Source organism: Neobacillus cucumis (assembly GCF_023715505.1).
The window spans coordinates 1-24,239 of the sequence record NZ_JAMBOH010000034.1 but is presented as its reverse complement, the minus strand read 5'-3'; the positions used below and the strand labels follow the sequence as shown (position 1 = coordinate 24,239).

Annotated in this window: 23 protein-coding genes and 1 rRNA gene; all 24 read left to right on the top strand. The window is 40.0% G+C overall.

Going from position 1 to position 24,239, the window contains the following annotated elements:
* Nucleotides 1–94 precede the first annotated feature (94 nt).
* Nucleotides 95–631 carry a stage V sporulation protein T gene (gene spoVT, locus M3226_RS27290; RefSeq protein ID WP_098530257.1) on the top strand — a complete coding sequence of 179 codons (537 nt, stop codon included), beginning with the start codon at nt 95–97 and terminating at the stop codon, nt 629–631.
* A 300-nt stretch (nt 632–931) separates the two neighbouring features.
* The gene (locus M3226_RS27285; RefSeq protein WP_251572074.1) at nt 932–2,557 is read left to right on the top strand and encodes a putative polysaccharide biosynthesis protein; all 1,626 of its coding nucleotides are present in this window, start codon (nt 932–934) and stop codon (nt 2,555–2,557) included.
* A 1-nt stretch (nt 2,558) separates the two neighbouring features.
* Nucleotides 2,559–4,028, top strand: a complete 1,470-nt coding sequence (gene mazG / locus M3226_RS27280) for a nucleoside triphosphate pyrophosphohydrolase (protein ID WP_251572072.1) — start codon at nt 2,559–2,561, stop codon at nt 4,026–4,028.
* Between the two features lie 18 nt (nt 4,029–4,046).
* Nucleotides 4,047–4,319: an RNA-binding S4 domain-containing protein gene (locus M3226_RS27275; RefSeq protein WP_251572070.1), complete on the top strand. Its 273-nt coding sequence runs from the start codon at nt 4,047–4,049 to the stop codon at nt 4,317–4,319.
* A gap of 237 nt (nt 4,320–4,556) precedes the next feature.
* Nucleotides 4,557–4,859: a sporulation protein YabP gene (yabP, locus tag M3226_RS27270; RefSeq protein WP_098530253.1), complete on the top strand. Its 303-nt coding sequence runs from the start codon at nt 4,557–4,559 to the stop codon at nt 4,857–4,859.
* A complete protein-coding gene (gene yabQ, locus M3226_RS27265) occupies nt 4,856–5,488 on the top strand; it encodes a spore cortex biosynthesis protein YabQ (protein WP_251572068.1) in 633 nt (210 codons plus the stop codon). The genes yabP and yabQ overlap by 4 nt, the downstream gene beginning before the upstream one ends.
* Nucleotides 5,489–5,502: 14 nt before the next feature.
* Nucleotides 5,503–5,886 carry an FtsB family cell division protein gene (locus tag M3226_RS27260; RefSeq protein WP_251572066.1) on the top strand — a complete coding sequence of 128 codons (384 nt, stop codon included), beginning with the start codon at nt 5,503–5,505 and terminating at the stop codon, nt 5,884–5,886.
* 92 nt (nt 5,887–5,978) lie between these two features.
* Nucleotides 5,979–6,410, top strand: a complete 432-nt coding sequence (locus M3226_RS27255) for a S1 domain-containing RNA-binding protein (protein WP_251572064.1) — start codon at nt 5,979–5,981, stop codon at nt 6,408–6,410.
* A gap of 441 nt (nt 6,411–6,851) precedes the next feature.
* Complete coding sequence (spoIIE, locus tag M3226_RS27250) at nt 6,852–9,326, top strand: stage II sporulation protein E (protein ID WP_251572062.1); 2,475 nt, start codon at nt 6,852–6,854, stop codon at nt 9,324–9,326.
* A 94-nt stretch (nt 9,327–9,420) separates the two neighbouring features.
* Entirely contained in the window at nt 9,421–10,161 is a 741-nt protein-coding gene (locus tag M3226_RS27245; RefSeq protein WP_251572060.1) for a vWA domain-containing protein, read from the top strand.
* Nucleotides 10,130–11,143, top strand: a complete 1,014-nt coding sequence (locus M3226_RS27240; RefSeq protein ID WP_251572127.1) for a protein kinase domain-containing protein — start codon at nt 10,130–10,132, stop codon at nt 11,141–11,143. The genes M3226_RS27245 and M3226_RS27240 overlap by 32 nt, the downstream gene beginning before the upstream one ends.
* A gap of 225 nt (nt 11,144–11,368) precedes the next feature.
* A complete protein-coding gene (gene tilS, locus M3226_RS27235) occupies nt 11,369–12,754 on the top strand; it encodes a tRNA lysidine(34) synthetase TilS (protein WP_251572058.1) in 1,386 nt (461 codons plus the stop codon).
* A 23-nt stretch (nt 12,755–12,777) separates the two neighbouring features.
* On the top strand, nt 12,778–13,323 hold the full coding sequence (hpt, locus tag M3226_RS27230) for a hypoxanthine phosphoribosyltransferase (protein ID WP_445165005.1): 546 nt from the start codon (nt 12,778–12,780) through the stop codon (nt 13,321–13,323).
* A 122-nt stretch (nt 13,324–13,445) separates the two neighbouring features.
* A complete protein-coding gene (gene ftsH / locus M3226_RS27225; protein WP_251572056.1) occupies nt 13,446–15,404 on the top strand; it encodes an ATP-dependent zinc metalloprotease FtsH in 1,959 nt (652 codons plus the stop codon).
* A 106-nt stretch (nt 15,405–15,510) separates the two neighbouring features.
* Nucleotides 15,511–16,278, top strand: coding sequence for a type III pantothenate kinase (locus tag M3226_RS27220; protein WP_251572123.1), 768 nt, complete (start codon nt 15,511–15,513; stop codon nt 16,276–16,278).
* Between the two features lie 34 nt (nt 16,279–16,312).
* Nucleotides 16,313–17,191: an Hsp33 family molecular chaperone HslO gene (hslO, locus tag M3226_RS27215; protein ID WP_285858021.1), complete on the top strand. Its 879-nt coding sequence runs from the start codon at nt 16,313–16,315 to the stop codon at nt 17,189–17,191.
* Nucleotides 17,192–17,735: 544 nt separating this feature from the next.
* Nucleotides 17,736–18,662, top strand: coding sequence for a cysteine synthase A (cysK, locus tag M3226_RS27210; RefSeq protein ID WP_251572052.1), 927 nt, complete (start codon nt 17,736–17,738; stop codon nt 18,660–18,662).
* 94 nt (nt 18,663–18,756) lie between these two features.
* Nucleotides 18,757–19,599: a dihydropteroate synthase gene (gene folP / locus M3226_RS27205; RefSeq protein ID WP_251572050.1), complete on the top strand. Its 843-nt coding sequence runs from the start codon at nt 18,757–18,759 to the stop codon at nt 19,597–19,599.
* Entirely contained in the window at nt 19,592–19,951 is a 360-nt protein-coding gene (gene folB, locus M3226_RS27200) for a dihydroneopterin aldolase (protein ID WP_251572048.1), read from the top strand. Before folP ends, folB begins: the two co-directional genes overlap by 8 nt.
* A gap of 2 nt (nt 19,952–19,953) precedes the next feature.
* A complete protein-coding gene (gene folK / locus M3226_RS27195; protein WP_251572046.1) occupies nt 19,954–20,481 on the top strand; it encodes a 2-amino-4-hydroxy-6-hydroxymethyldihydropteridine diphosphokinase in 528 nt (175 codons plus the stop codon).
* Complete coding sequence (locus M3226_RS27190; protein WP_098530237.1) at nt 20,433–20,639, top strand: helix-turn-helix domain-containing protein; 207 nt, start codon at nt 20,433–20,435, stop codon at nt 20,637–20,639. Before folK ends, M3226_RS27190 begins: the two co-directional genes overlap by 49 nt.
* Nucleotides 20,640–20,657: 18 nt before the next feature.
* Entirely contained in the window at nt 20,658–21,659 is a 1,002-nt protein-coding gene (dusB, locus tag M3226_RS27185; RefSeq protein ID WP_251572043.1) for a tRNA dihydrouridine synthase DusB, read from the top strand.
* A 285-nt stretch (nt 21,660–21,944) separates the two neighbouring features.
* Nucleotides 21,945–23,429, top strand: a complete 1,485-nt coding sequence (gene lysS / locus M3226_RS27180) for a lysine--tRNA ligase (protein ID WP_251572041.1) — start codon at nt 21,945–21,947, stop codon at nt 23,427–23,429.
* Between the two features lie 608 nt (nt 23,430–24,037).
* Nucleotides 24,038–24,239 (top strand): 16S ribosomal RNA (locus tag M3226_RS27175); the annotation flags it as partial.

Genomic DNA, 24,239 nt, shown 5'->3' with positions numbered 1-24,239 from the left:
CTTTCCAGATGAAAGATACTAATTTCAAAGCTGGTGATGATTAACATCATTGCCAAGTTAGTAAAATCATCAGATGAAAGTGAGGCAACATTGGATGAAAGCAACTGGAATTGTTCGTCGAATCGATGATTTGGGTCGTGTTGTTATTCCTAAAGAAATACGCAGAACCTTGCGTATACGTGAAGGGGATCCGTTAGAGATTTTTGTGGATCGAGACGGAGAAGTCATTTTAAAAAAATATTCACCAATCAGCGAGTTAAGCGATTTTGCCAAAGAATATGCAGAAGCCCTATTTGATAGCCTCGGTAATCCGGTTTTAATTTGTGATAGAGATACCTATATTGCAGTCGCTGGCGGTTCCAAAAAGGATTATTTAAATAAGAACATCAGCGAATTAGTCGAAAAAACAATGGAAGAACGAAACTCCGTTCTACATACCCAGCAAGGTGAAATGGCGTTAATTGAAGGAAATAATGAAACTGTCTCATCGTACACCATTGGACCTATCATTGCAAACGGAGACCCCATTGGTGGCGTTATTATCTTTTCAAAAGAAGGAACCCTTGGTGAAGTAGAGCAAAAAGCAGTAGAAACAGCTGCTGGGTTCCTAGCTCGACAAATGGAGTCATAATAAGAAAAGCGGAAGAACCCGTTTAGCGCACGACAGGACAGGGGCCCGGTCCGACTGAGATAAAGGAAACACGAAGAGCGTAAGCAATTTGATGTCGACTTATCGTAGGGAGGATTGGGATGACCGCTACTCGCTGGGTGCTGTAGCTGAACAATTATCAAATAATAACGAAAAAGACAGCAGATGCTGTCTTTTTTATATGTCAGCTCCGGCGTCAAGCGACAAGGAACTTCGCTAAACGGCGCTTCCGCTTTTCTTTTATGCTATAATACCTTGGAGATTTTATAAGCAGGTGAAGAAATGCAAAAGTCCATCCATCAATCAAAAGCCGTCTTTAAAGGGGCGATTATTTTAACGATTGCGGCTATCGTAACCAAAATCTTAAGTGCCTTTTACCGGATTCCTTTTCAAAATATTGTCGGTGATGTCGGCTTTTACATATATCAGCAAGTGTACCCGTTCTATGGAATGGCCGTGGTTTTGTCGACCACTGGCTTTCCAGTTGTCATCTCTAAGCTTTATGCAGAGCAGAAGGAAAGAGGAGATGATGTACGTTCTCGTTTAATGCTGTTTGCCTCGTTTCTCTTTTTGCAAGCATTTGGATTCATCTGTTTTCTGATTCTTTATATAGGTGCAGATGGAATTGCCCGTTGGATGGATGATTCGCATTTAGCTATTTTATTAAGGGTGGTTGCAATTGTTTTTCTCACTTTTCCGATCAGTTCTTTATTAAGAGGGTATTATCAAGCGATCGGGGATATGGTCCCAACTGCCATATCACAAGTTGGGGAACAATCAATCCGCGTGCTGACGATCATCTTTTTGTCTTCTCTTTTTATGGCAAAAGGTTATTCGTTGTATTTAGTCGGAGGAGGGGCGATGTTTGGTTCCATCACCGGAAGTATTATATCCGCGAACATTCTGTTTATGTTCTTAAGGATTCGTAAAGAATGGAAAATAATCATGCCTGTTAGAGGGATGTTTCAAAACTATAAAAAGGAAGTTGGAGCTATTTGGCGAGCACTCTTTTTCCAAGGATTGATGATTTGTTTAAGTGGAATGCTGATGATCTTCACCCAAATGGCAGACTCTTTAAACCTTTATTCTCTGCTTGTTGAAAATGGAATGGAAGCAGAACTAGCCAAAGGGATAAAAGGGATTTTTGACCGTGGCCAGCCCTTAATCCAATTAGGGACCGTTGCTGCCACATCCATGTCACTAACCCTTGTCCCGTTGATCACTAGGGCACGATTAGCATCTAATCCAGTGGAATTGTATAAACACACCCAATTAGCATTAAAGGTTAGTATTGTAGTTGGTGTTGGGGCGTCTGCAGGCCTCTGGTCCATTATCGAGCCTACAAATATTATGCTGTTTGAGAATCGATCAGGTTCCTCTGTCTTGGGTCTCCTTAGTTTTATCATTTTCTTTACATCGATCATCTCAACGGTTATTGCCATTATGCAGGGAATGGGAAAAGTGTTGTTTCCAGCCTTTGCCGTCATGATTGTTTTCCCGTTGAAATATCTATTAAATATTATCCTTATTCCGTTATTAGGAATCATGGGGGCTGCAGTTTCTTCGCTTGTTTCACTAGCAATCGTTACACTAGTCTTAATGATCGGATTTAGAAAAATGTCCGGAGGGCCAATATTAGTAAATCGATTTTTAAAAACAGTTCTAGCAGCCACGCTGAGTATGGTGTTACTTTTAAAGGGCTATTTATACATAACAAATTATTTCTTTGCTTCTTTTGGAATGGAGCGGCTAGGGGCCGCTTTACAGGCAATAAGCGCTGTAGTATGTGGAGGCCTCCTGTTTTTATCAATTATTATCCGCGGCCGAGTTTTTCGCGAGGAGGAATTGGCTTTATTTCCGCTAGGCAGCAAACTTATTCATTTAATAGGAAGAAAGGAAAGGGGTTAACATGGGTAAAAAAATTGAGGTACTCGGACTGGGTGCAGGTGACTTAGAACAGCTGCCTGTCGGGGTATATAAGAAGTTATTGAAGGCAAACCATCTTTTCTTACGGACTAAAGAGCATTCTGTTGTATCAGAGTTAGAAAAAGAGGGATTGACCTATATCTCGTTTGACAATGTCTATGAAAAACATGATCAGTTTGACGACGTCTATGAGGAAATCGCCCGAACCCTATTAGACGAGTCGCAAACCGGGACCGTCATTTATGCCGTTCCAGGTCATCCCCTTGTGGCGGAGCGGACAGTTCAACTTCTTTTAGAATATGGGCCAAGAGAAGGGGTTGCCATTTCTATTGGAGGAGGACAAAGCTTTTTGGATGCCATCTTTGCAGCATTAAAAATTGATCCGGTTGAAGGGTTTCAGCTGCTCGATGGCACAGCACTGTTTGCCAGCCAGCTTCAGCTGGAACAGCATATGTTTATAAGTCAGGTATACGATCAATTTGTTGCCTCGGAGGTTAAACTTACTCTAATGGAGAAGCTGCCTGATGATTACGAGGTTTATATTGTAACGGCTGCCGGCAGCAGTCAGGAGTCAATTGAAAAAGTAGCTTTGTACGAGCTGGACCGAAACGTTTCGATTAACAATTTAACCTCCGTTTATGTTCCGCCTGTTAAGGACGAACAAATCCTATTGAAAAATTTTGCGAAGCTTCGTGAGATTATTGCGATTTTACGAGGGCCAAATGGCTGCCCATGGGATAAGGAACAAACTCATGAGTCTTTAAAAAGGTACTTAATTGAAGAAACGTATGAAGTAATTGAGGCAATTAATAGCGATGATATTGACCATTTGGTTGAAGAACTGGGGGATGTACTGCTTCAGGTCATGCTCCATGCCCAAATTGGAGAAGATGATGGGTATTTTTCCATCGATGATATTATCGAGGCGCTATCAGAAAAAATGATTCGCAGGCATCCGCATGTATTTGGTCATACGAAGGCAGATAATGCAGAACAAGTGATTCGGAACTGGCAGGAAATCAAGCAGAAGGAAAAAGGAGAACAGCCACCTGCTTCTTTGTTAGAAGGTGTTTCAACAGCACAGCCCAACCTGCTGCGAGCCTATGAACTGCAAAAGAAGGCGGCAAAGGTTGGTTTTGATTGGCAGGAGATTACCCCGGCGATCGCGAAAGTGAAAGAAGAGCTGGATGAATTTGTGAATGAGCTTGATGGAACAGAGGAAGGACTTATCCTTGCTAAAAAAGAATTTGGCGACCTGCTGTTTGCCTTTGTGAATGTAGCGAGATTTTTAAAAATTCATCCAGAGGAAGCCTTGTTTGAAACAAATGAAAAGTTCATTCGCAGGTTTCAGTATGTTGAAAAAAAGGTAAAGAATAGTGGGCGATCATTTGAAGAGCATACACTGGAACAGCTCGACCTATATTGGGACGAAGCGAAGCAAAAGGGATTATAGAAAAAGGGGGAAGTGCAAATGCGTTTAGATAAGTTTTTAAAGGTTTCAAGAATTATTAAAAGAAGGACGCTGGCAAAGGAAGTCTCCGATCAAGGCAGAATCGAAATCAATGGAAAAGAGGCAAAGGCTAGTTCCACAGTTAAGGCAGGCGATGAGTTAACGATTCGCTTCGGACAACGGAAAATTACCGCCCGAATCGATCGAATCCAGGAAACATCACGTAAGGAAGAAGCCGCCGAAATGTATACCATTTTAAAAGAAGAGAAGCTGGGCTCTCCCGACCCTTTTTAAAAGATTGTGAAGGTATCAAGAAGCAAGCTCCCCTAGGGGCTCGGGGTCATAAGCTTATCTCCACATTTAGGTCAATCCGTTAAGAAGGCAAAAGCGCAGCCTTCTCGCCGGCTCGTCTAATGCCTGTCGCCCCCGTTCAAGGCGCTTCCGCTTTTCTTAGTAAGATTGTTCTAATTAAGATTCCCCTCACATAAAAATGTACAAAAGGGTTGTACAAATGATTGTGAGGGATGAAGGATGAGCCAATACTATGATAATAATCCACAAAAGAGCAGTGTTCCAGATCATGATGTGATTATGAGGGGAAGAAAGCTGCTCGATATTACTGGAGTTAAACAAGTAGAAAGCTTTGATAATGAGGAATTCTTATTAGAAACCGTAATGGGCTTTTTAGCCATCAAAGGACAAAACCTGCAAATGAAAAACCTTGATGTCGAAAAAGGAATTGTCTCCATTAAAGGAAAGATTTTTGACTTAGTTTATCTTGATGAACAGCATGGGGAGAAAGCTAAAGGGTTCTTTAGCAAGTTATTCAAATGACCCTTTCAACGCAATTTCTTACCATGCTTTCCATGATTGGCATGGGATCGTTGTTCGGCGCCATGTTTGATACGTATCAACGGTTTTTAAATCGTCCAAAACAAAAAGCTTGGATTGTCTTCATAAATGATATCTTATTTTGGGTTATTCAAGCTTTAATTATTTTCTACACCTTATTCATAGTAAATAGCGGAGAATTGCGGTTTTATATCTTTATTGCACTTCTTTGCGGATTCGCCGCATACCAGGCCTTGTTTAAAGGTATTTACCTTCGTCTCTTAGAGCTTTTAATCCAGTCCGTTATCGCCATTTATAATTTTATAAGAAAAATGATACAACTCCTGATTTATAAGCCAATTGTTGGTCTTATTCAACTAGTGATTATAATTATACTCGCACTCGGCAGGGGACTATTAACCCTTGTCAAATTTGTTTATAAGGTTTTACTATTTATTCTGAAAACCATCATGTTTCCATTGCAAAAAATAGTGTTATTATTTTGGAAACTTTTGCCGAAAAGTCTTAAAAATACCGTCGAGAAGTTATATAATAAAACGGCAGGAAATTTAAAGAGAATAATGAATTATATTAATAAATGGCGAGATAAATGGAAAAGGAAAAAAGAGTAAGGAGGTTTTTGGGAATGGGTGCGGAAACAAAACGAAATGTATCAACAATTCAGACAACCTATGTGGAGCAGCAACAATATGCCGAGATTGCCTCAAGCCGAAAAAGAAAATTAGTGCGAAGACGGTTATCGGTGTTTTTTGTTTTTGCTAGCTTGCTAACCTATTTGATGATTTCAAATCACATTTCCCAAACAGCTAAACTCGAGACGAAACTGGCGCAAAAGAAAAAGCTTGATCACCAGCTTGCAGATATGAAAAAGCAGGAATCCATTCTTAAAGAGGATATTATTAAGTTAAATGATGATGATTATATCGGAAAGTTAGCGAGGAAAGAGTACTTCTTCTCAGAAAAGAATGAAGTAATTTTTAATATTCCTGAAGACAATAAAGAAAATTGACCCAGCTGTGCGAGTTATTGACACTGATTTTTTAGTTTCTGTATAATATATAGAAATATTGATTTAACATTTTAAGGAGGAACATTCTTTTTATGTCAATTGAAGTAGGCAGCAAGTTACAAGGAAAGGTAACAGGGATAACAAATTTCGGAGCGTTTGTGGAGCTGCCGGGTGGATCAACAGGACTTGTACACATCAGTGAGGTTGCTGACAATTACGTAAAAGATATTAACGATCATTTAAAGGTTGGCGATCAGGTTGAAGTAAAAGTCATAAATGTTGAGAATAATGGAAAGATTGGTTTGTCGATTAAAAAGGCAAAGGATCGACCAGAGCCGGAAAAAAAGCAATATTCACAATCGCAACGCCCTCGTCAAAACCGTTCAAACGATCGTAATAACAATAAAGGGGAAACCTTTGAGTCTAAAATGGCCAAATTCCTAAAAGATAGTGAGGATCGTTTAACTTCCTTAAAGCGCAACACGGAATCCAAGCGTGGAGGAAGAGGAGCTAGACGGGGTTAACTTGCTGCATGCTTAATGGAATCAGGCAGGTTTCACTTTAACATACAAAGACAGGTCAACAGCGGCTTGTCTTATTTTTATTGTCTTCAGAATTGTCCAGCTACTGCGACCAGCGGCTAGTGTATTAGCCCTCTCCTCCTTGCGATAAGTCAACATCGAATCGCTTATCGCTCTTCGTGTTTCCTTTATCTCATACGGAGCGGATCCAAACCATACGCCGCTAAACGGTCGCTTCCGCTTTTCTTTGTGACAGGCACCATGTGAAGAATTCACATGGTGCCTGTCACCTTTTCTACTTTAAACGACATAAATATATTATTTGAATGATTATAGTGAAAACCGTCGAACGATTATTTGAACTTGTTCACTATTTTGACAAACTTTTAAATCTATTAATTTTATAATTGTTTCCAACGATGAAAGAACAAGGGAGTGTGATTTATGGAAAAGACTAACGTAAGTTTCATAGAACCAGTCGGAGAAGTCAACCTTCATTCACCTAAATGGGATATAGGAAAAGGGATACGGAAATTTCAATTGATGCTTGAATCCTTTTTTATAAAAAAAGGTTATTTATTAATATTAATAGGATTCTTACTTGGACGGGCCTTGATCTTAGCGAAGTTAACACCATTTTGCCTGCCATTCTTCGCATCAGTCTATTTAATTAAAAGAGATCGGGCACCGCTTGCTCTGATCGGGCTGATCGTCGGGGCTGCCACAATTTCTTTAGGGAATGCCGCCTTTACCTTTGCTGTGACAGTTCTATTTTTAACCATCTATCGAATTAGTGAAAAGTGGCTGACGAATGAAGTTCGATCCCTGCCATTTTTTGTCGCAATTATCCTAGGGCTGGGGAAATTGATAGAGTCGTTTATTCTATCAAGACAATTAACCCTCTATGATTTAATGATGGCTGGGGTTCAGTCCACTCTTGCTTTTATCCTGACACTTATTTTTCTGCAAAGTATTCCATTACTCACTTTAAATAAACGAAGACAGCTGTTAAAAACGGAAGAGATAGTTTGTTTAATTATCATGCTTGCCTCAATCTTGTCAGGGACGATCGGCTGGAAGGTATATGATATGTCGGTTGAACATATCATGTCGAGATATCTGGTATTGGTCTTTTCATTTATTGCCGGGGCAACAGTGGGTTCCACGGTTGGGGTAGTGACCGGGCTGATTTTTAGTCTTGCAAGTGTATCGAGCTTCTATCATATGAGTCTACTAGCGTTTTCAGGGGTGCTTGGCGGCCTGCTAAAAGAAGGGAAAAAAATCGGAGTTTCCATCGGTTTATTTATTGCCACCCTGCTGATTGGCATGTATGGGGAGGGCGAGGGCTCCATCTTACAAACAGTATTGGAGACTTTATCGGCTATTTTCTTATTCCTCTTAACTCCGCAGGTATTTACTTCAAGGCTAGCAAAATATATACCGGGTACACCGGAACACACGGCAGAGCAGCAAAAATACATGCGCAAAATGCGCGATGTTACCGCACAAAGAGTGTCCCAATTTTCAGGTGTCTTTCATGCTCTATCCAAAAGCTTCTCTCAAATGGAAGTCATGCAGGAAGAAGAAGAAAATGACCGCGAAATGGATTATTTCATGAGCAATGTGACGGAACGAACCTGTCAAACTTGCTTTAAAAAGGAGCAATGCTGGGCAAAGAATTTTAATACAACCTATGCGGCGATGGAAGAGATTATTCATGAAATGGACCAAAATGACGGTAATGTGCCGCCAAGACTAGCAAGGGAATGGGATAAACTTTGTTCTCGCCCCAAAAAGGTATACGAAACGATCGGGCAGCAGTTAACCTTCTATCAAGCTAATTTAAAACTAAAGAAGCAGGTGCGGGAAAGCCGTAAGCTGGTGGCAGAACAATTGTTAGGTGTATCTGAGGTCATGGATAACTTTGCAAAGGAAATTCAGCGTGAAAGAGAGAATCATCATAAACAAGAAGAACAAATTATGGAGGCAATTCAGGATTTTGGTATTCAGATTGAACAGGTTGAAATTTATAGCCTCGAACAAGGTAATGTCGATATTGAGATGACAGTACCGTTTGGAAACAGTCACGGAGAGTGTGAAAAGTTAATTGCACCGATGCTGTCAGATATTCTTGGGGAAACCATTATCGTGAACAAGGAAGAATATGGAGGCTTCCCTGAGGAATTATGTAATGTAAACTTCCGATCATCGAAGGCTTATACGGTAGATACAGGTGTGGCCCATGCAGCGAAAGACGGCGGCTTAGTATCGGGCGACAGCTATTCAACGATTGAGCTTGGATTGGGTAAATTCGCCATCGCTATTAGTGACGGTATGGGAAATGGAGAAAGAGCTCATTATGAAAGTAAAGAAACATTGCAGCTCTTACAAAAGATATTACAATCAGGAATAGAAGAAAAGGTCGCGATAAAATCCGTTAACAGCATCCTATCACTTCGGACTACAGATGAAATTTTTTCTACATTAGATTTAGCAATGATTGACTTGAAAAATGCGTCTGCCAAGTTTCTTAAAATTGGCTCGACACCAAGTTTTATAAAAAGAGGAAATAAAGTCATTAAGATTCAGGCAAGTAATTTACCAATGGGCATCCTTCAGGAATTTGAGGTGGATGTTGTCAGTGAACAATTAAAAGCTGGAGATCTGCTAATTATGATGAGTGATGGAGTATTTGAAGGACCAAAGCATGTAGAAAATTATGATTTGTGGATGAAACGAAAGGTACAAGAACTTGAGACCGATGATCCGCAAGAGGTGGCAGATCTAATAATGGAAGAGGTTATTCGCTCCAGATCTGGTTTGATTGATGATGATATGACTGTGACTGTAGCAAAAATTAAACATAATACACCGAAGTGGGCGTCGATTCCTCTTCATAAAGTAAAACGCCATGCCTAACCAATTAATTTATCTACTCCTTCAGTTAAATATGTATAAATCAACCTAATCCCGTCGAAAATGGTAGCAATACTGAAAGTGGAGGGAGAAGGTTATGTACACAGGGAAGATTCGGCAAATTTTACTGATTACAGATGGATGCTCTAATCATGGGGAAGACCCGATAGCGATGTCAGCTCTTGCTAATGAACAAGGAATTACTGTGAATGTCATTGGTGTCATGGAGCAGGATGTGATTGATGAAAAGGGAATTACCGAAATTGAAGGGATCGCCATGTCAGGCGGTGGAGTCAGTCAGATTGTTTATGCCGAAAGGCTTTCGCAAACGGTGCAGATGGTTACCCGTAAAGCAATGAATCAAACCATTCAAGGTGTAGTCAACCGTCAGCTTCAGGAAATATTGGGAGGTTCACAAACGATGGAGGATCTCCCGCCTGAAAAACGCGGTGAGGTGATGGAGGTTGTCGATGAATTGGGGGAAACTGTCGAATTAGAGGTGTTGATTCTTGTCGATACTAGCGCAAGTATGAAACACAAGCTTCCTACAGTAAAAGAGGCGCTCCTTGACCTTTCTCTAAGCTTGAATGCAAGGACTGGAGATAATCTGTTTTCTGTGTATGTATTTCCCGGGAAAAAGAATGATGTCGAAAAATTGCTTGATTGGACACCAAAGTTACAAGTATTGACAAGTGTTTTTTCCCAGCTGTCAACCGGGGGCATCACGCCAACGGGGCCGGCTTTAAGGACTGCCTTATCTGCTTTTACAGAAAAAAAACAATCATTAAGGAGCCTGCTGTCTCGTGATGATGAATCATACTTTGAAGAATCAATGTAAGGTAAGCCCCGGGACCATTATTACAGGAAAGTGGCATTTGCGAGAATATACAATTATTAAGGAACTAGGATTTGGTGCAAATGGGGTGGTTTACCTAGCCAAGTATAAAGGCACTCATGTTGCTTTAAAAATGAGTGATAATGGTATGTCAATCACTTCAGAGGTTAATGTTTTAAAATCCTTTGCAAAGGTCCAGGGACATTCCCTCGGACCTTGTTTGCTTGATGTCGATGATTGGCAGTGGAATAACAGCAGGATTTCTTTTTATGTGATGGAGTATATTCAGGGGCCAGATTTTCTATCCTTTTTACAAACGAAAGGACCCTCTTGGACAAGTGTATTATTTTTGCAGCTGCTGAAGGATTTAGAACAGCTTCATCAAAACAGCTGGGTCTTTGGAGATTTAAAACCTGAAAATTTAATTGTAACCGGCCCGCCTCCAAAAATCAGATGTATAGATGTGGGCGGTACGACCATTAAGGGCCGGGCCATTAAAGAATTTACTGAGTTTTATGACCGCGGCTATTGGGGATTAGGCTCCCGAAAGGCTGAGCCATCCTATGATTTATTTGCCGTTGCGATGATCATGATTAATACAGCTTATCCAAAGAGATTTACGAAATCAACGGGCGGGCTCCCACAGCTAAAGGATGCTATTCGGCAAAAACAAGAGTTAATAAAATTTGAACCTGTTATCTTAAAGGCACTCCAAGGAAAATATAGTCAAGCTAATCAAATGCGGGAAGATTTATTAGATTTAATGGTCGAAAAAAATAATTTTGCTGCTCCTTCAAAACCACGAGTAAATAAGCAAAAAACTGCCCAGAGTAAGCAAGCTGGGGTAAAAGATACTCAATCCGTCCCACTTTCAAGACAGAGCTACAGGCGGAAAAGGAAAAAAAGCGGCCTAATGGAATATTTATTTATCGCAATCGTTCTAGGTGTCTTATATGCTTGGTATACTTTTAATAATTTACCGTAATAAAATGAAACCAATTTTACTTTCATCCGTATAGATAGAAAACCTAATTTTCATTACATTAATTTTTGATAGTTCATAATCAAAAGTGGTAAGCTAAAATGAAAAGCGGAAGCGCACATTTAGCGGCGTATGGATTGGATCCACTCCGAAAGAGATAAAGAAAAAACCGAAAAGCGGAAGCGTGATATGCGGCTTCCAAATTTGCTAAGAAAGTGTGCAATTTATATGTTCGAATCTAAAGTTGAGTCCTTTTTGCAGCGCCATTCCTTTTCCTTGGACAACAAACGGATTGTAGTGGGAGTCTCGGGTGGACCCGATTCTTTAGCACTTCTTCACTACTTATTAAAGGAACGAGAAAAAAGAAATCTGTTTTTGGTAGTCGCTCACGTGGATCATATGTTCCGTGGAGAAGAATCCTTCCTGGATGCCATGTTTGTAAAAGACTTTTGCGCAAAGTACAACATCCCTTTTGAAATGGTTCAAGTTAATGTAACCAAAATCATGAAAGAGACAGGAAAGAGTTCGCAAATTGCAGGAAGAGAAGTAAGATATGAGTTTTATCATACAATAATGAAACAGTACCAATCCTCGTATTTAGCATTAGGACATCATGGTGATGACCAAATAGAGACTATGTTGATGCGGCTTACAAGAGGGAGCAGCGGAAAAGCCAGAGCGGGTATTCCATTCTCACGTCCGTTTTATGAAGGATATATTTTTCGCCCCTTCTTATGTTTAACGAAAGTGGAACTTCAACACTATTGTGACAGACATAAGCTTATTCCAAGGGTAGACCCAAGCAATGCGAAGGGTATTTATAGCAGGAATCGTTATCGTAAAGAGGTTCTGCCTTTTCTTAAAGCAGAAAACAGCCATGTACATGAACATTTTCAGCGTTTTAGCGAAGAGCTGCAAAGTGATGAGGAGTTTTTACTGGAATTGACAGTTGAACGATTGAATACCGTATTGACAAAAAGAGAAGAAGACAAAATGACTATTGACATAAATCATTTTCTTGAAATGCCTTTACCTTTACAAAGGAGAGGGATTCAACTAATATTAAACTATCTTTACAAGGAAAAACCTGCATCTCTTTCTGCGATACATATCGATCAAGTATTTTCCTTAATACACCATCACGAGCCTTCAGGAACACTTGATCTTCCGTATGGTTTAAAGGTTATTCGCTCTTATTTTCAACTTTCATTCCAATATGGGCAAATAAAGGCTGAACCCTATTATTTTGAAATCAATGAACCTGGTACGATCATGCTTCCTAATGGAGGGAGTATAATTATCGATTATATAACCGGGGGAATACCTGATGCGTCATGGAATAGTGCCATATTTAATGCAGCCTCGCTTCGATTTCCTTTGATTATACGCAACAGAAAAAAAGGTGACCGGATGACATTAAAGGGTATACAAGGGTCAAAAAAGTTAAAGGATATTTTTATTGATCAAAAAGTTCCACGGCAGGACCGCGAGGTGTGGCCGGTCATTACAGACAGAGAGGGATTAATTATTTGGCTTCCAAATATAAAAAGGTCTTCTTTTGAAGGTGTTGATCCAACTGCAGAACAGCATATTAAACTAACATACAATACGTAATGATCTTCTAGGGGGCACATTTTATGATGAAAGATGATATTGAAAAAGTATTAGTTTCAGAAGAAGAAATTCAAGAGAAGATTAAGGAATTAGCAGCAAAATTAACGGAAGAGTATCATGATCGTTTCCCACTTGCAATTGGTGTTTTAAAAGGTGCAATGCCATTTATGTCAGACCTATTAAAGCACATGGATTGCTACCTTGAAATGGATTTTATGGATGTTTCCAGCTATGGTACAGCCCTTGTATCTTCCGGAGAGGTTAAAATTTTAAAGGATTTAGATACTTCTGTGGAAGGAAGGGACATATTAATTATAGAGGATATTATTGATAGTGGTTTAACACTTAGCTATTTAGTCGATTTGTTCCGTTATCGTAAAGCGAAATCGATTAAAATTGTTACTTTGCTTGATAAGCCAACAGGAAGAAAAAGTGACATACAAGCAGATTATGCAGGCTTTATTGTTCCGGATGAATTTGTTGTTGGATATGGTTTAGATTATATTGAAAAGTACCGAAATCTTCCTTACATTGGTGTTTTAAAACCGGAAGTTTATAGTAATAAGTAATAAGAAATAAACGTGTTAGACTGGTTTGTGACAGTCCTAAATTCTGAGAGTAATTCCTTGAATTAGCAAGATTTTCTATGATACTATTTAATTTAGTTTTTATCCGCGGGAGGAGGTAAGAGATGAATCGGATTTTCCGTAATACCATCTTTTATTTATTAATATTTTTAGTCATTATTGGTGTAGTTAGTTTCTTTAATGGAAGCAGTGAGCCAACAGATAAAATCTCATATGATAAATTTGTAACGCAACTAGAAAGTGGTAAAGTTAAATCATTTTCCATGCAGCCTGAACGAGGTGTCTATGAGGTTCAGGGTGTATTAGAATCCGGTAATAAGAAGTTTATTACCTATATTCCTAATAGTGAAAAGATTCTCGACCGTATTGATAAGGCGGATTCAAAAGTGGAAGTTATGCCGGCTAAGGAAACAAGCGGCTGGGTTACTTTCTTTACTTCCATTATTCCGTTCGTGATCATTTTTATTTTATTTTTCTTTTTGTTAAACCAAGCTCAAGGCGGCGGAAGCCGTGTCATGAACTTTGGCAAATCTAAGGCAAAACTTTATAACGACGATAAGAAAAAGGTTCGTTTTAGAGATGTTGCTGGTGCAGATGAAGAAAAAGCAGAATTAGTCGAAGTGGTTGAGTTTTTAAAGGACCCGCGTAAATTTGCTGAACTTGGTGCGCGTATTCCCAAAGGAGTACTACTTGTAGGACCTCCTGGTACTGGTAAAACATTGCTTGCCCGTGCTACAGCTGGTGAAGCTGGTGTACCGTTCTTCTCTATCAGTGGTTCTGATTTCGTTGAAATGTTTGTCGGTGTTGGTGCATCCCGTGTTCGAGATTTATTTGAAAATGCGAAGAAAAATGCTCCTTGTATTATTTTTATTGATGAAATTGACGCGGTTGGACGTCAACGTGGTGCTGGTCTTGGCGGTGGTCACGATGAGCGTGAGCAAACCTTGAATCAATTGCTGGTTGAAATGGATGGATTTGGTGCAAATGAAGGCATTATCATTATTGCGGCAACCAACCGTGCAGATATTCTCGACCCTGCTTTATTACGACCAGGACGCTTTGACCGTCAGATTACCGTTGACCGTCCAGATGTTGTGGGACGTGAGGCAGTTTTAAAAGTACACGCTCGTAATAAACCATTAGATGAATCTGTTAATTTAAAAAATATTGCAATGCGAACACCTGGTTTTTCTGGTGCTGATTTGGAAAATTTACTGAATGAAGCAGCATTAGTTGCTGCCCGCAGCAGTAAGAAGAAAATTGACATGGAAGATATTGATGAAGCGACTGACCGCGTTATTGCGGGTCCTGCAAAGAAAAGCAGGGTTATATCAGAAAAAGAACGAAAAATTGTTGCTTTCCATGAGGGCGGCCATACAGTCATTGGTTTAGTACTCGATGAAGCGGATATGGTTCACAAAGTTACCATCGTCCCACGTGGGCAAGCTGGCGGATATGCCGTTATGCTTCCTAGAGAAGACCGTTACTTTATGACTAAGCCGGAATTGCTTGATAAGATTGTTGGTTTGTTAGGCGGCCGTGTCGCGGAGGAAATCGTCTTTGGTGAAGTAAGTACTGGTGCACATAATGACTTCCAACGTGCAACTGGTATTGCTCGTAAAATGGTTACCGAATATGGTATGAGTGATAAGCTCGGACCGCTGCAATTCGGTCAAGCATCAGGTGGTCAGGTTTTCTTGGGCCGTGACATTCATAATGAACAAAACTATTCCGATGCAATTGCCTATGAGATTGATCTTGAAATTCAAAGTATAATTAAAGAGTGTTATGAAAGAGCTAGAAAAATTCTTACTGAGAACCGTGATAAGCTTAATCTTATTGCTACCACTCTTCTCGAAGTAGAAACGCTTGTTGCTGAACAAATCAAATATTTGGTTGAGCATGGTCACATGCCAGATCCATCTGAACACTTAGAATCTGTGAGGATTGGACCCAAAAAAACAGATGATGTGAAGGTAACCATCAATACCAAAAAAGATGAGGCAGTAAAAGAGGAAAAATCCTTTTTAGATACCCCATCTGACGAAATCGATAATAAATAATTTAGGAAAGAGTGCTTCAGTGAAGCGCTCTTTTTTTCACGCATAAACTATTTATGATATGATGTTGCTTATGAGGAAAAGAATAAAAATAAAGCGAGTGATAGAATTGATTTTCGTATTTGATGTGGGAAATACCAATATAGTCTTAGGTGTTTATGATGGAGAAGAACTTAAGTATCATTGGCGTGTTGAAACGAACCGCAACCGTACCGAAGATGAATTTGGAATGAATATAAAGGCCTTATTTGACTTTTCGGGTCTTACGTTTTCTGATATTGATGGCATAATTATTTCTTCCGTTGTGCCGCCAATCATGCTTGCCTTAGAAAGAATGTGTCAAAAGTACTTTCATATAAAGCCTCTTGTCGTCGGACCTGGCATTAAAACAGGACTCAATATTAAATACGAAAATCCAAGAGAAGTCGGTGCCGACCGAATTGTGAATGCTGTAGCCGCTATTCATGAATATGGAAGCCCGCTTATCATAGTGGATTTTGGTACAGCGACCACGTATTGTTATGTGAATGAGGAGCGTCAATATATGGGTGGTGCAATTGCACCTGGAATTGGCATTTCAACGGAGGCCCTTTATTCTAGAGCAGCAAAATTACCACGGATTGAAATTGCTAGACCAGAAGGGGTAATTGGAAAGAATACCGTGTCGGCTATGCAGGCTGGGATTGTTTATGGCTATGTTGGACAAGTGGAGGGGATTGTGAAAAGGATGATGGACCAAAGTCCGAAAAAGCCTACAGTAATAGCAACAGGAGGACTTGCGGGTTTAATTTCACAAGAATCAACTATTATTGATATAATCGATCCTTTTTTAACTTTAAAGGGTCTTTCACTTATCTATAAACGAAACATAGGATAACCTAATGTTATTCAGTAAGAAGGGAGTTATACTTTTGAAGGATTATCTTGTAAAGGCACTAGCCTATGATGGAAATATACGTGCATATGCAGTCCGCACTACTGATACAATTAGTGAAGCACAACGCCGTCATCAAACTTGGCGCACAGCGTCTGCTGCGCTTGGCCGCACGATGACCGCAGCGGTCATGATGGGGGCAATGCTCAAAGGTGAGGATAAACTTACAGTAAAAATTAATGGCAACGGTCCACTAGGTCCAATTGTTGTCGATAGCAATGCTAAGGGTGAGGTACGCGGATATGTGACCAATCCAGAGGTTGATTTTGAATCAAATGAGCATGGTAAGCTTGACGTCCGCCGTGCGGTCGGGACCGAGGGTATGTTAGCTGTTGTAAAGGATATCGGACTACGTGACTTTTTTTCTGGACAAGTACCGCTTGTATCAGGAGAACTGGGCGAGGACTTTACCTATTACTTTGCCACCTCAGAACAAGTACCTTCCTCTGTGGGAGTTGGTGTTTTAGTAAACCCCGATGACTCGATTTTAGCTGCAGGAGGGTTTATTTTTCAATTAATGCCAGGGACGCCTGATGCACTTATTTCTCAATTAGAAGAACGGTTAAAGACAATTGAACCAATTTCTAAATTAGTTGAGCGAGGACTTACTCCAGAGCAAATCCTTGCAGAATTGTTCGGAAAAGAGAATCTGAAGATTTTAGAAACAATGCCGGTCCGTTTTGAATGTAATTGCTCCAAAGAGCGTTTTGCCAATGCGATTATTGGCTTAGGCACGGCTGAGATCACCGCGATGATTGAAGAAGACGGACAGGCAGAGGCCCACTGTCACTTCTGTAATGAAAAATATCAATATTCTAAGGAAGAGCTAGAAGCTTTAAGAGAAGAAGCAAAATAGTCATTCGTTAGTCAAAAATGTCCAGTGCAAGCGCCGGCGGTTAGTATACATCGCTAAAAAGCGCTTGCGCTTTTCAGAAGAAGTAAGAAAGAAGAAAAATCTTAGAGAATTGTCCAGCCCAAGCGGCTAGTGTTCTTCGCACTCCGCCCTACGATAAGTCAACATCGAATTTCAGTGGGAAAAGCTATAAGTATGATGAGGTCAAAGACCAAATCCGCCGGCAAATTGCTCTTGAGAAAATGAATACCCCAGCCTCAGCCTCTATCCTTTGGAAGGAAGCTAAGGTCAATTGGTTTTATGGGGATAAACCCCCTAATTAAAGACACAGTTGTAATTCTGTGTTTTTTTGTTTTATAAGGGAATAATAATATAAGGCTGCATTACAGGGGGGCTAGGATAAACGACTTATAATTAGTACAAATTTACTAATCATATTTTCAATTTATTTGAAATTTTTCAATCAAAACAATTGACAAAGTTGCTTAATAACTGGTAAATTTAATAATATAATCCCAATAAAAATACTCGGAATAGAGGTGCTCTAATGGTTCGTGTTGCAAATTCAGTGGCTGAGTTAGTCGGCCAAACACCAATTGTTAAATTAAACAGATTAGTAGATGAAAATAGTGCAGATGTTTATTTAAAGCTTGAGTACTTTAACCCAGGCAGCAGTGTTAAGGACCGTATCGGTCTTGCAATGATTGAAGCTGCAGAAGAGCAAGGTTTAATTAAACCAGGTGATACAATTATTGAACCAACTAGTGGTAATACAGGTATTGGACTGGCGATGATTGCTGCAGCAAAAGGTTATAAAGCTATCTTCGTTATGCCTGAGACGATGAGCTTAGAAAGAAGAAACCTTCTTCGTGCTTATGGTGCAGAGCTTGTTTTAACTCCTGGGCCAGCAGGGATGAAAGGTGCTATTGCTAAAGCAGAAGAGCTAGTAAAGGAACACGGTTATTTCTTACCACAACAATTTAAAAACCAAGCAAACCCTGAAGTACATAGAAGAACTACAGGTAGAGAAATTGTTGAACAAATGGATCAACTAGACGCTTTTGTATCCGGAATCGGAACAGGCGGTACTATTACAGGTGCTGGAAGTGTCATTCGTGAAAAATTCCCAGAAGCGAAAATTATTGCGGTTGAACCGAAAGATTCACCAGTGCTATCAGGCGGAAACCCTGGACCGCACAAACTTCAAGGACTTGGTGCAGGCTTTATACCAGATACTTTAAATACAAACATCTATGATGAAGTTATTCAAATCAGTACTGAAGAAGCATTCGAAGCATCTCGCCGTGCTGCTAGAGAAGAAGGTATTCTAGGTGGTATTTCTTCTGGTGCAGCGATTTCTGCAGCCCTAAAGGTAGCGAAAGAACTAGGTAAAGGTAAAAAGGTACTTGCGATTATTCCTGATAACGGAGAGCGTTATTTAAGTACACCACTTTACCAATATGATGCTGAATAAAAAAGATTGGAGGCGTTGGCGAGATTTTGCCGAAGCCTCTTTTTTTTGTTGAAAATATGATAAAATGTGAAAAAACAGGCTAGGGGGATATGGAATGAGAACAACTCAAGAACAAATCAAGTGTGGGCCATATACCTTGGATTATTCCAAAAAGACCATTGTAATGGGAATCTTAAATGTGACCCCTGATTCCTTCTCAGATGGAGGGGAATATAATCAAATCGAACGCGCGGTTGAACATGCAAGGGAAATGGTGACAAATGGTGCGGATATTATTGATATTGGTGGTGAATCCACTAGGCCGGGTTATACTGTTATTTCCGATGAGGAAGAAATTGAACGGGTTGTCCCAGTCATAAAAGCCATTTCGGAACAGGTTCCAATCCCAATATCGATTGACACCTATAAAGCGGAGGTCGCCAAGCAGGCAATTGAGGCGGGGGCACACATCATTAATGATATATGGGGAGCTAAAGCTGACGAAAAGATGGCAAAGGTAGCTGCCGACTACAATGTTCCTATCATCCTAATGCACAATCGTCATGAACGGAACTACAACTCATTTTTGAGAGATGTCTTAAATGACCTATTTGAAAGTATTGCAATTGTAAAAAACGCCGGGGTAAGAGATGAAAATATTATCCTCGATCCTGGTATTGGTTTTGCACGTGACTATCAGGAAAACTTGCTAACCATGCAAAACTTAGAAAAGTTTGTAATGCTAGGCTATCCTATTCTTTTAGGAACATCAAGAAAGTCAATGATTGGACAAGCATTAAATCTGCCCGTTGGTGAAAGAATGGAAGGGACAGGAGCGACCGTTTGTTATGGCATCCAAAAAGGCTGTCAAATGATCCGGGTTCACGACGTAAAAGAAATGAGCAGAATGGCTAGAATGATGGATATATTGATGGGGAAGGATGCTGTCATTGGATAAAATATATGTAAATATGATGGAGTTTTATGGTTATCATGGCGTGTTTCCTGAGGAGAATCGATTAGGCCAGCGATTTATTGTGGATTTATCTGTATCCATTGATTTAAAGAAGGCCGGGGAATCAGATGAACTTAAGTTCTCCGTAAATTACGGCGAATTGTATCAAGTTTGTAAGGAAGTGGTTGAGGGGAAACCCTATAAGCTGCTTGAAGCGGTTGCTGAAGAAATTGCTGCAAGTGTCATAAGAGCGTTTCCGCTTGTACTGGATGTTACCGTTAAGGTCATTAAACCAGACCCACCAATACCTGGGCATTACAAATCAGTTGGCGTAGAAATTACGAGGAGAAGATAATAGTGGAAAATACAGCATTTATTGCCCTTGGATCAAATATTGGAAACCGTTATGATAATATAGTTAATGCTATTAATCGGTTAAAGAGTTGTCCTAAAATCCAATTGGTAAATTTATCATCTGTGTACGAAACAGACCCTGTTGGATATGAGGACCAAGATCTATTCTTGAACATGGTAATCAAGGTACGAACAAATCTAAGTGCGATGGAATTATTAGATACATGTTTAAAAATCGAATTAGAACTTGGGAGAAAAAGGGAAATAAAGTGGGGTCCGCGGACGTTAGACCTTGACATCTTAACCTTTAACCAAGAAAATATTGAATCAGAGAAACTTAATATACCGCACCCAAGAATGTTAGAGCGGGCGTTTGTTTTAGTCCCATTAGTAGAAATTGATCAAGACCTTAGATTAACTGGGGTGGATAAACCTCTTAACATACTACTGAATGAACTACCAGATAAAGAAGGAGTCCGAATATGGAAGCGGAAAAATGGGGAAGACGTATTCGTGCCTATCGGAAGCTAAAGGGTTATACACAAGAAGGCTTTTCGAGGGAACTAGGTGTATCAGTATCTATTTTAGGTGAAATTGAAAGAGGAAATCGCCTGCCTGCAGAAGATTTACTTGAGAAAATTACTCATTCCTTAAAGATTAGTATAGAAGACTTAAAACCAAAAGAATAGAGAAGAGGAGGTTACCGAATGTTAAAAATAGGTGATATTGAAATAAAAAATCCTGTTGTATTAGCACCAATGGCAGGTGTATGTAATTCAGCCTTCCGTTTAACTGTTAAAGAGTTTGGGGCAGGTTTAGTTTGTGCTGAGATGGTCAGTGACAAAGGGATTGTTTTTAAAAATGAAAAGACCATGAATATGCTTTATATTGATGAGCGTGAAAAACCGCTCAGCCTGCAAATTTTTGGCGGTGAAAAAGAAACACTTGTAGAAGCGGCTAAATTTGTTGATAAAAACACGAATGCCGACATCATTGATATCAATATGGGCTGCCCTGTTCCGAAGATTACAAAGTGTGATGCCGGAGCAAGATGGCTATTAGACCCTAATAAAATTTATGAAATGGTTTCGGCTGTTGTGGATGCGGTAGAGAAGCCTGTGACTGTAAAAATGCGAATGGGCTGGGATGATGAGCATATTTTTGCTGTGAAAAATGCTCAAATGGTTGAACGAGCAGGCGGAAAGGCTGTGGCGCTTCACGGTCGTACTCGTGTGCAAATGTATGAAGGAAAAGCAAATTGGGATATTATTCGTGAAGTAAAACAGTCTGTTAACATCCCAGTCATTGGTAACGGGGACGTGCAAACGCCTCAGGATGCGAAAAGAATGCTTGAAGAAACAGGTGTTGATGGGGTAATGATCGGCAGAGCCGCACTAGGAAACCCTTGGATGATTTACCGTACCGTTCAGTATTTAGAAACTGGTAAACTCTTAGGTGAGCCGTCTGTGAGAGAAAAAATCGACGTATGTATCCTTCACTTAGATCGATTAATTGCCTTAAAAAATGAAAATATTGCTGTTCGTGAAATGCGTAAGCATACGGCATGGTATTTAAAAGGCGTCCGCGGTAATGCAAGGGTGCGTAATGCAATTAACGAATGCAATACGAGAGAAGACTTAGTTACCTTATTAAATGGTTTAGTAGCAGATGTAGAAGAAATGGAAAAAAGTGAGTTAATTGTAGGTTAATTTGACAGTAGTCGCCCTATTTTCTATAATATCTTTGTTTACTGATTAGAGCTGCCAGTAGCGTTACTGGCAGTTTTTATGCATTTACGAACTTTTTTGATGTCTGAATTGCCATGTTTGTGTAAAATAATATAGTATGCAAAAAAAGTGGAAGGGCTTAGACCAACTGATTGACCTATTAGAGTAGCGTTTTGCCAGAGGTGTAAGTGCTAAAGCTAGACAAGTTAATTGGCCAGTATTCTTTGAGCTTTACATAAAATAGAAAGTTATGGAGTTGAAGTAATTATGAGTCAGGAAGAATTAAACGACCAATTTTTGGTCAGACGCGAAAAAATGAATTCAATGCGAGAAAACGGATTAGATCCATTTGGCAAGCGTTTTGATCGTTCTCACAGTACAAAGGAATTAATTGAACAATACACTGATTTAGAAAAAGAAGAAATTGAGGCTAAAAATGTTTCTGTTACACTTGCCGGACGGATCATGACAAAGCGCGGTAAAGGTAAGGCTGGATTTGCCAATATACAAGACTTAACAGGACAAATTCAAGTCTATGTGCGTCAAGATGCTGTTGGTGAAGAGTCATATAAGGTATTTGATTCAGCTGACCTTGGGGATATCATTGGGGTAACAGGCACCCTTTTCAAAACAAAAGTAGGTGAATTGTCTGTAAAAGTAAAGAACTTTGTGTTCCTTACGAAGGCACTTCGTCCGCTTCCTGATAAGTTCCATGGTTTAAAGGACGTAGAGCAGCGTTACCGTCAACGTTATTTAGATTTAATCATGAGTCAGGAAAGTAAGGAAACTTTTATTACTAGAAGCCGAATCATCCAATCGATGCGCCGTTATCTAGATGACCATGGTTATTTAGAGGTTGAAACACCGATGATGCATGCGATAGCGGGTGGTGCTTCCGCACGGCCATTTATTACACATCACAATGCTCTTGATATGCCGTTATTTATGAGGATTGCTATTGAACTTCACCTTAAGAGATTGATTGTTGGTGGACTCGAAAAGGTATATGAAATTGGACGTGTTTTCAGAAATGAGGGTGTTTCTACTCGTCATAACCCTGAATTTACAATGATTGAACTTTACGAGGCTTATGCAGATTACCGGGATATTATGAGTCTTACTGAGAACCTAATTGCACATATCGCTCAAGAGGTTTTAGGAACAACCACTGTTCAATACGGAGACTATGAAGTAGATCTTAAACCTGAATGGAAAAGACTTCACATGGTTGATGCCATAAAAGAATATACGGGAGTCGATTTCTGGAAAGAGATGAGTGTTGAAGAAGCTCGTGCGCTTGCTAAAGAACACAATATTGAAATAACAGAACATATGCTCTATGGGCATATTGTTAATGAGTTTTTTGAGCAGCGAGTTGAGGAAAAATTAATTCAGCCTACTTTCATTTACGGACATCCTGTTGAGATTTCGCCACTTGCGAAGAAAAATGAAGAGGATCCACGGTTCACTGATCGTTTTGAGTTGTTTATTGTTGCTCGCGAACACGCAAATGCCTTTACTGAACTTAATGACCCGATTGATCAAAGAGAGCGTTTTGAGGCACAATTAAAAGAACGTGAGCAAGGGAATGATGAAGCCCATCAAATGGACGAGGACTTTGTCGAGGCATTAGAATATGGTATGCCGCCAACAGGTGGATTAGGAATTGGCATCGACCGCTTAGTTATGCTGTTGACCAATTCACCATCCATTCGAGATGTACTATTATTTCCGTTAATGCGTCATAAATAAAGGTTTAAAAGCGCCAGAGCCATCTGGCGCTTTTTTCTTGAAAGAAAAGAAAGTATAAAAGTTTTTGACTTTGAGAATTGTCTAGCTCCAGCGCCTAGCCCCTCGATGGTCATAAGCTTATCCAGTTGCGGCTCCTTGGGACGCAAGTCTAGCCATCCCCTGAAGAAGGGCAAAAACGCCTTCTTGCAGGGGCCGTCTTACCTAGAGTCCCAGGACAGTCGCCTCCACCTTTAGGTCAATCCGTCCAAAAGGTTAAAAAGCAACCTTTCGGCCGTCTCGTCTTATGACTGTCGGGGTTGACCAAGGCACTTGCGCTTTTCTTACGAGATTAGAGTAGATAGAATATTTTTACTTTAAAAAAAGGTATTGCATCCAATGATTAATGGTGGTATATTATTATCTGTTGCTGCAAGACAGTAACACGAAAGAAAAAAAGTTAGTAAAAAGTTGTTGACATTACGTTAATAACTTGGTAAGATAATAAAGTCGCCTTTGAGCGATAAAGTAATTGCTCTTTGAAAACTAAACAAACAAGAACGTCAACAAACAATAATATTAGTTTCTACTATAGAAACTAAGCCAACGTAACTTTTATGAGCTAATCAACTTTCATGGAGAGTTTGATCCTGGCTCAGGACGAACGCTGGCGGCGTGCCTAATACATGCAAGTCGAGCGAATCAATAGGAGCTTGCTCCTGTTGGTTAGCGGCGGACGGGTGAGTAACACGTGGGCAACCTGCCTGTAAGACTGGGATAACACCGGGAAACCGGTGCTAATACCGGATAATCCTTTTCCTCTCATGAGGAAAA

What these genes read in the sequence shown, in the direction of transcription:
- spoVT (WP_098530257.1), top strand. Translation starts at nt 95, where the DNA reads ATGAAAGCAACTGGAATTGTTCGTCGAATCGATGATTTGGGTCGTGTT.
- M3226_RS27285 (WP_251572074.1), top strand. Translation starts at nt 932, where the DNA reads ATGCAAAAGTCCATCCATCAATCAAAAGCCGTCTTTAAAGGGGCGATT.
- mazG (WP_251572072.1), top strand. Translation starts at nt 2,559, where the DNA reads ATGGGTAAAAAAATTGAGGTACTCGGACTGGGTGCAGGTGACTTAGAA.
- M3226_RS27275 (WP_251572070.1), top strand. Translation starts at nt 4,047, where the DNA reads ATGCGTTTAGATAAGTTTTTAAAGGTTTCAAGAATTATTAAAAGAAGG.
- yabP (WP_098530253.1), top strand. Translation starts at nt 4,557, where the DNA reads ATGAGCCAATACTATGATAATAATCCACAAAAGAGCAGTGTTCCAGAT.
- yabQ (WP_251572068.1), top strand. Translation starts at nt 4,856, where the DNA reads ATGACCCTTTCAACGCAATTTCTTACCATGCTTTCCATGATTGGCATG.
- M3226_RS27260 (WP_251572066.1), top strand. Translation starts at nt 5,503, where the DNA reads ATGGGTGCGGAAACAAAACGAAATGTATCAACAATTCAGACAACCTAT.
- M3226_RS27255 (WP_251572064.1), top strand. Translation starts at nt 5,979, where the DNA reads ATGTCAATTGAAGTAGGCAGCAAGTTACAAGGAAAGGTAACAGGGATA.
- spoIIE (WP_251572062.1), top strand. Translation starts at nt 6,852, where the DNA reads ATGGAAAAGACTAACGTAAGTTTCATAGAACCAGTCGGAGAAGTCAAC.
- M3226_RS27245 (WP_251572060.1), top strand. Translation starts at nt 9,421, where the DNA reads ATGTACACAGGGAAGATTCGGCAAATTTTACTGATTACAGATGGATGC.
- M3226_RS27240 (WP_251572127.1), top strand. Translation starts at nt 10,130, where the DNA reads ATGATGAATCATACTTTGAAGAATCAATGTAAGGTAAGCCCCGGGACC.
- tilS (WP_251572058.1), top strand. Translation starts at nt 11,369, where the DNA reads ATGTTCGAATCTAAAGTTGAGTCCTTTTTGCAGCGCCATTCCTTTTCC.
- hpt (WP_445165005.1), top strand. Translation starts at nt 12,778, where the DNA reads ATGATGAAAGATGATATTGAAAAAGTATTAGTTTCAGAAGAAGAAATT.
- ftsH (WP_251572056.1), top strand. Translation starts at nt 13,446, where the DNA reads ATGAATCGGATTTTCCGTAATACCATCTTTTATTTATTAATATTTTTA.
- cysK (WP_251572052.1), top strand. Translation starts at nt 17,736, where the DNA reads ATGGTTCGTGTTGCAAATTCAGTGGCTGAGTTAGTCGGCCAAACACCA.
- folP (WP_251572050.1), top strand. Translation starts at nt 18,757, where the DNA reads ATGAGAACAACTCAAGAACAAATCAAGTGTGGGCCATATACCTTGGAT.
- M3226_RS27190 (WP_098530237.1), top strand. Translation starts at nt 20,433, where the DNA reads ATGGAAGCGGAAAAATGGGGAAGACGTATTCGTGCCTATCGGAAGCTA.
- dusB (WP_251572043.1), top strand. Translation starts at nt 20,658, where the DNA reads ATGTTAAAAATAGGTGATATTGAAATAAAAAATCCTGTTGTATTAGCA.
- lysS (WP_251572041.1), top strand. Translation starts at nt 21,945, where the DNA reads ATGAGTCAGGAAGAATTAAACGACCAATTTTTGGTCAGACGCGAAAAA.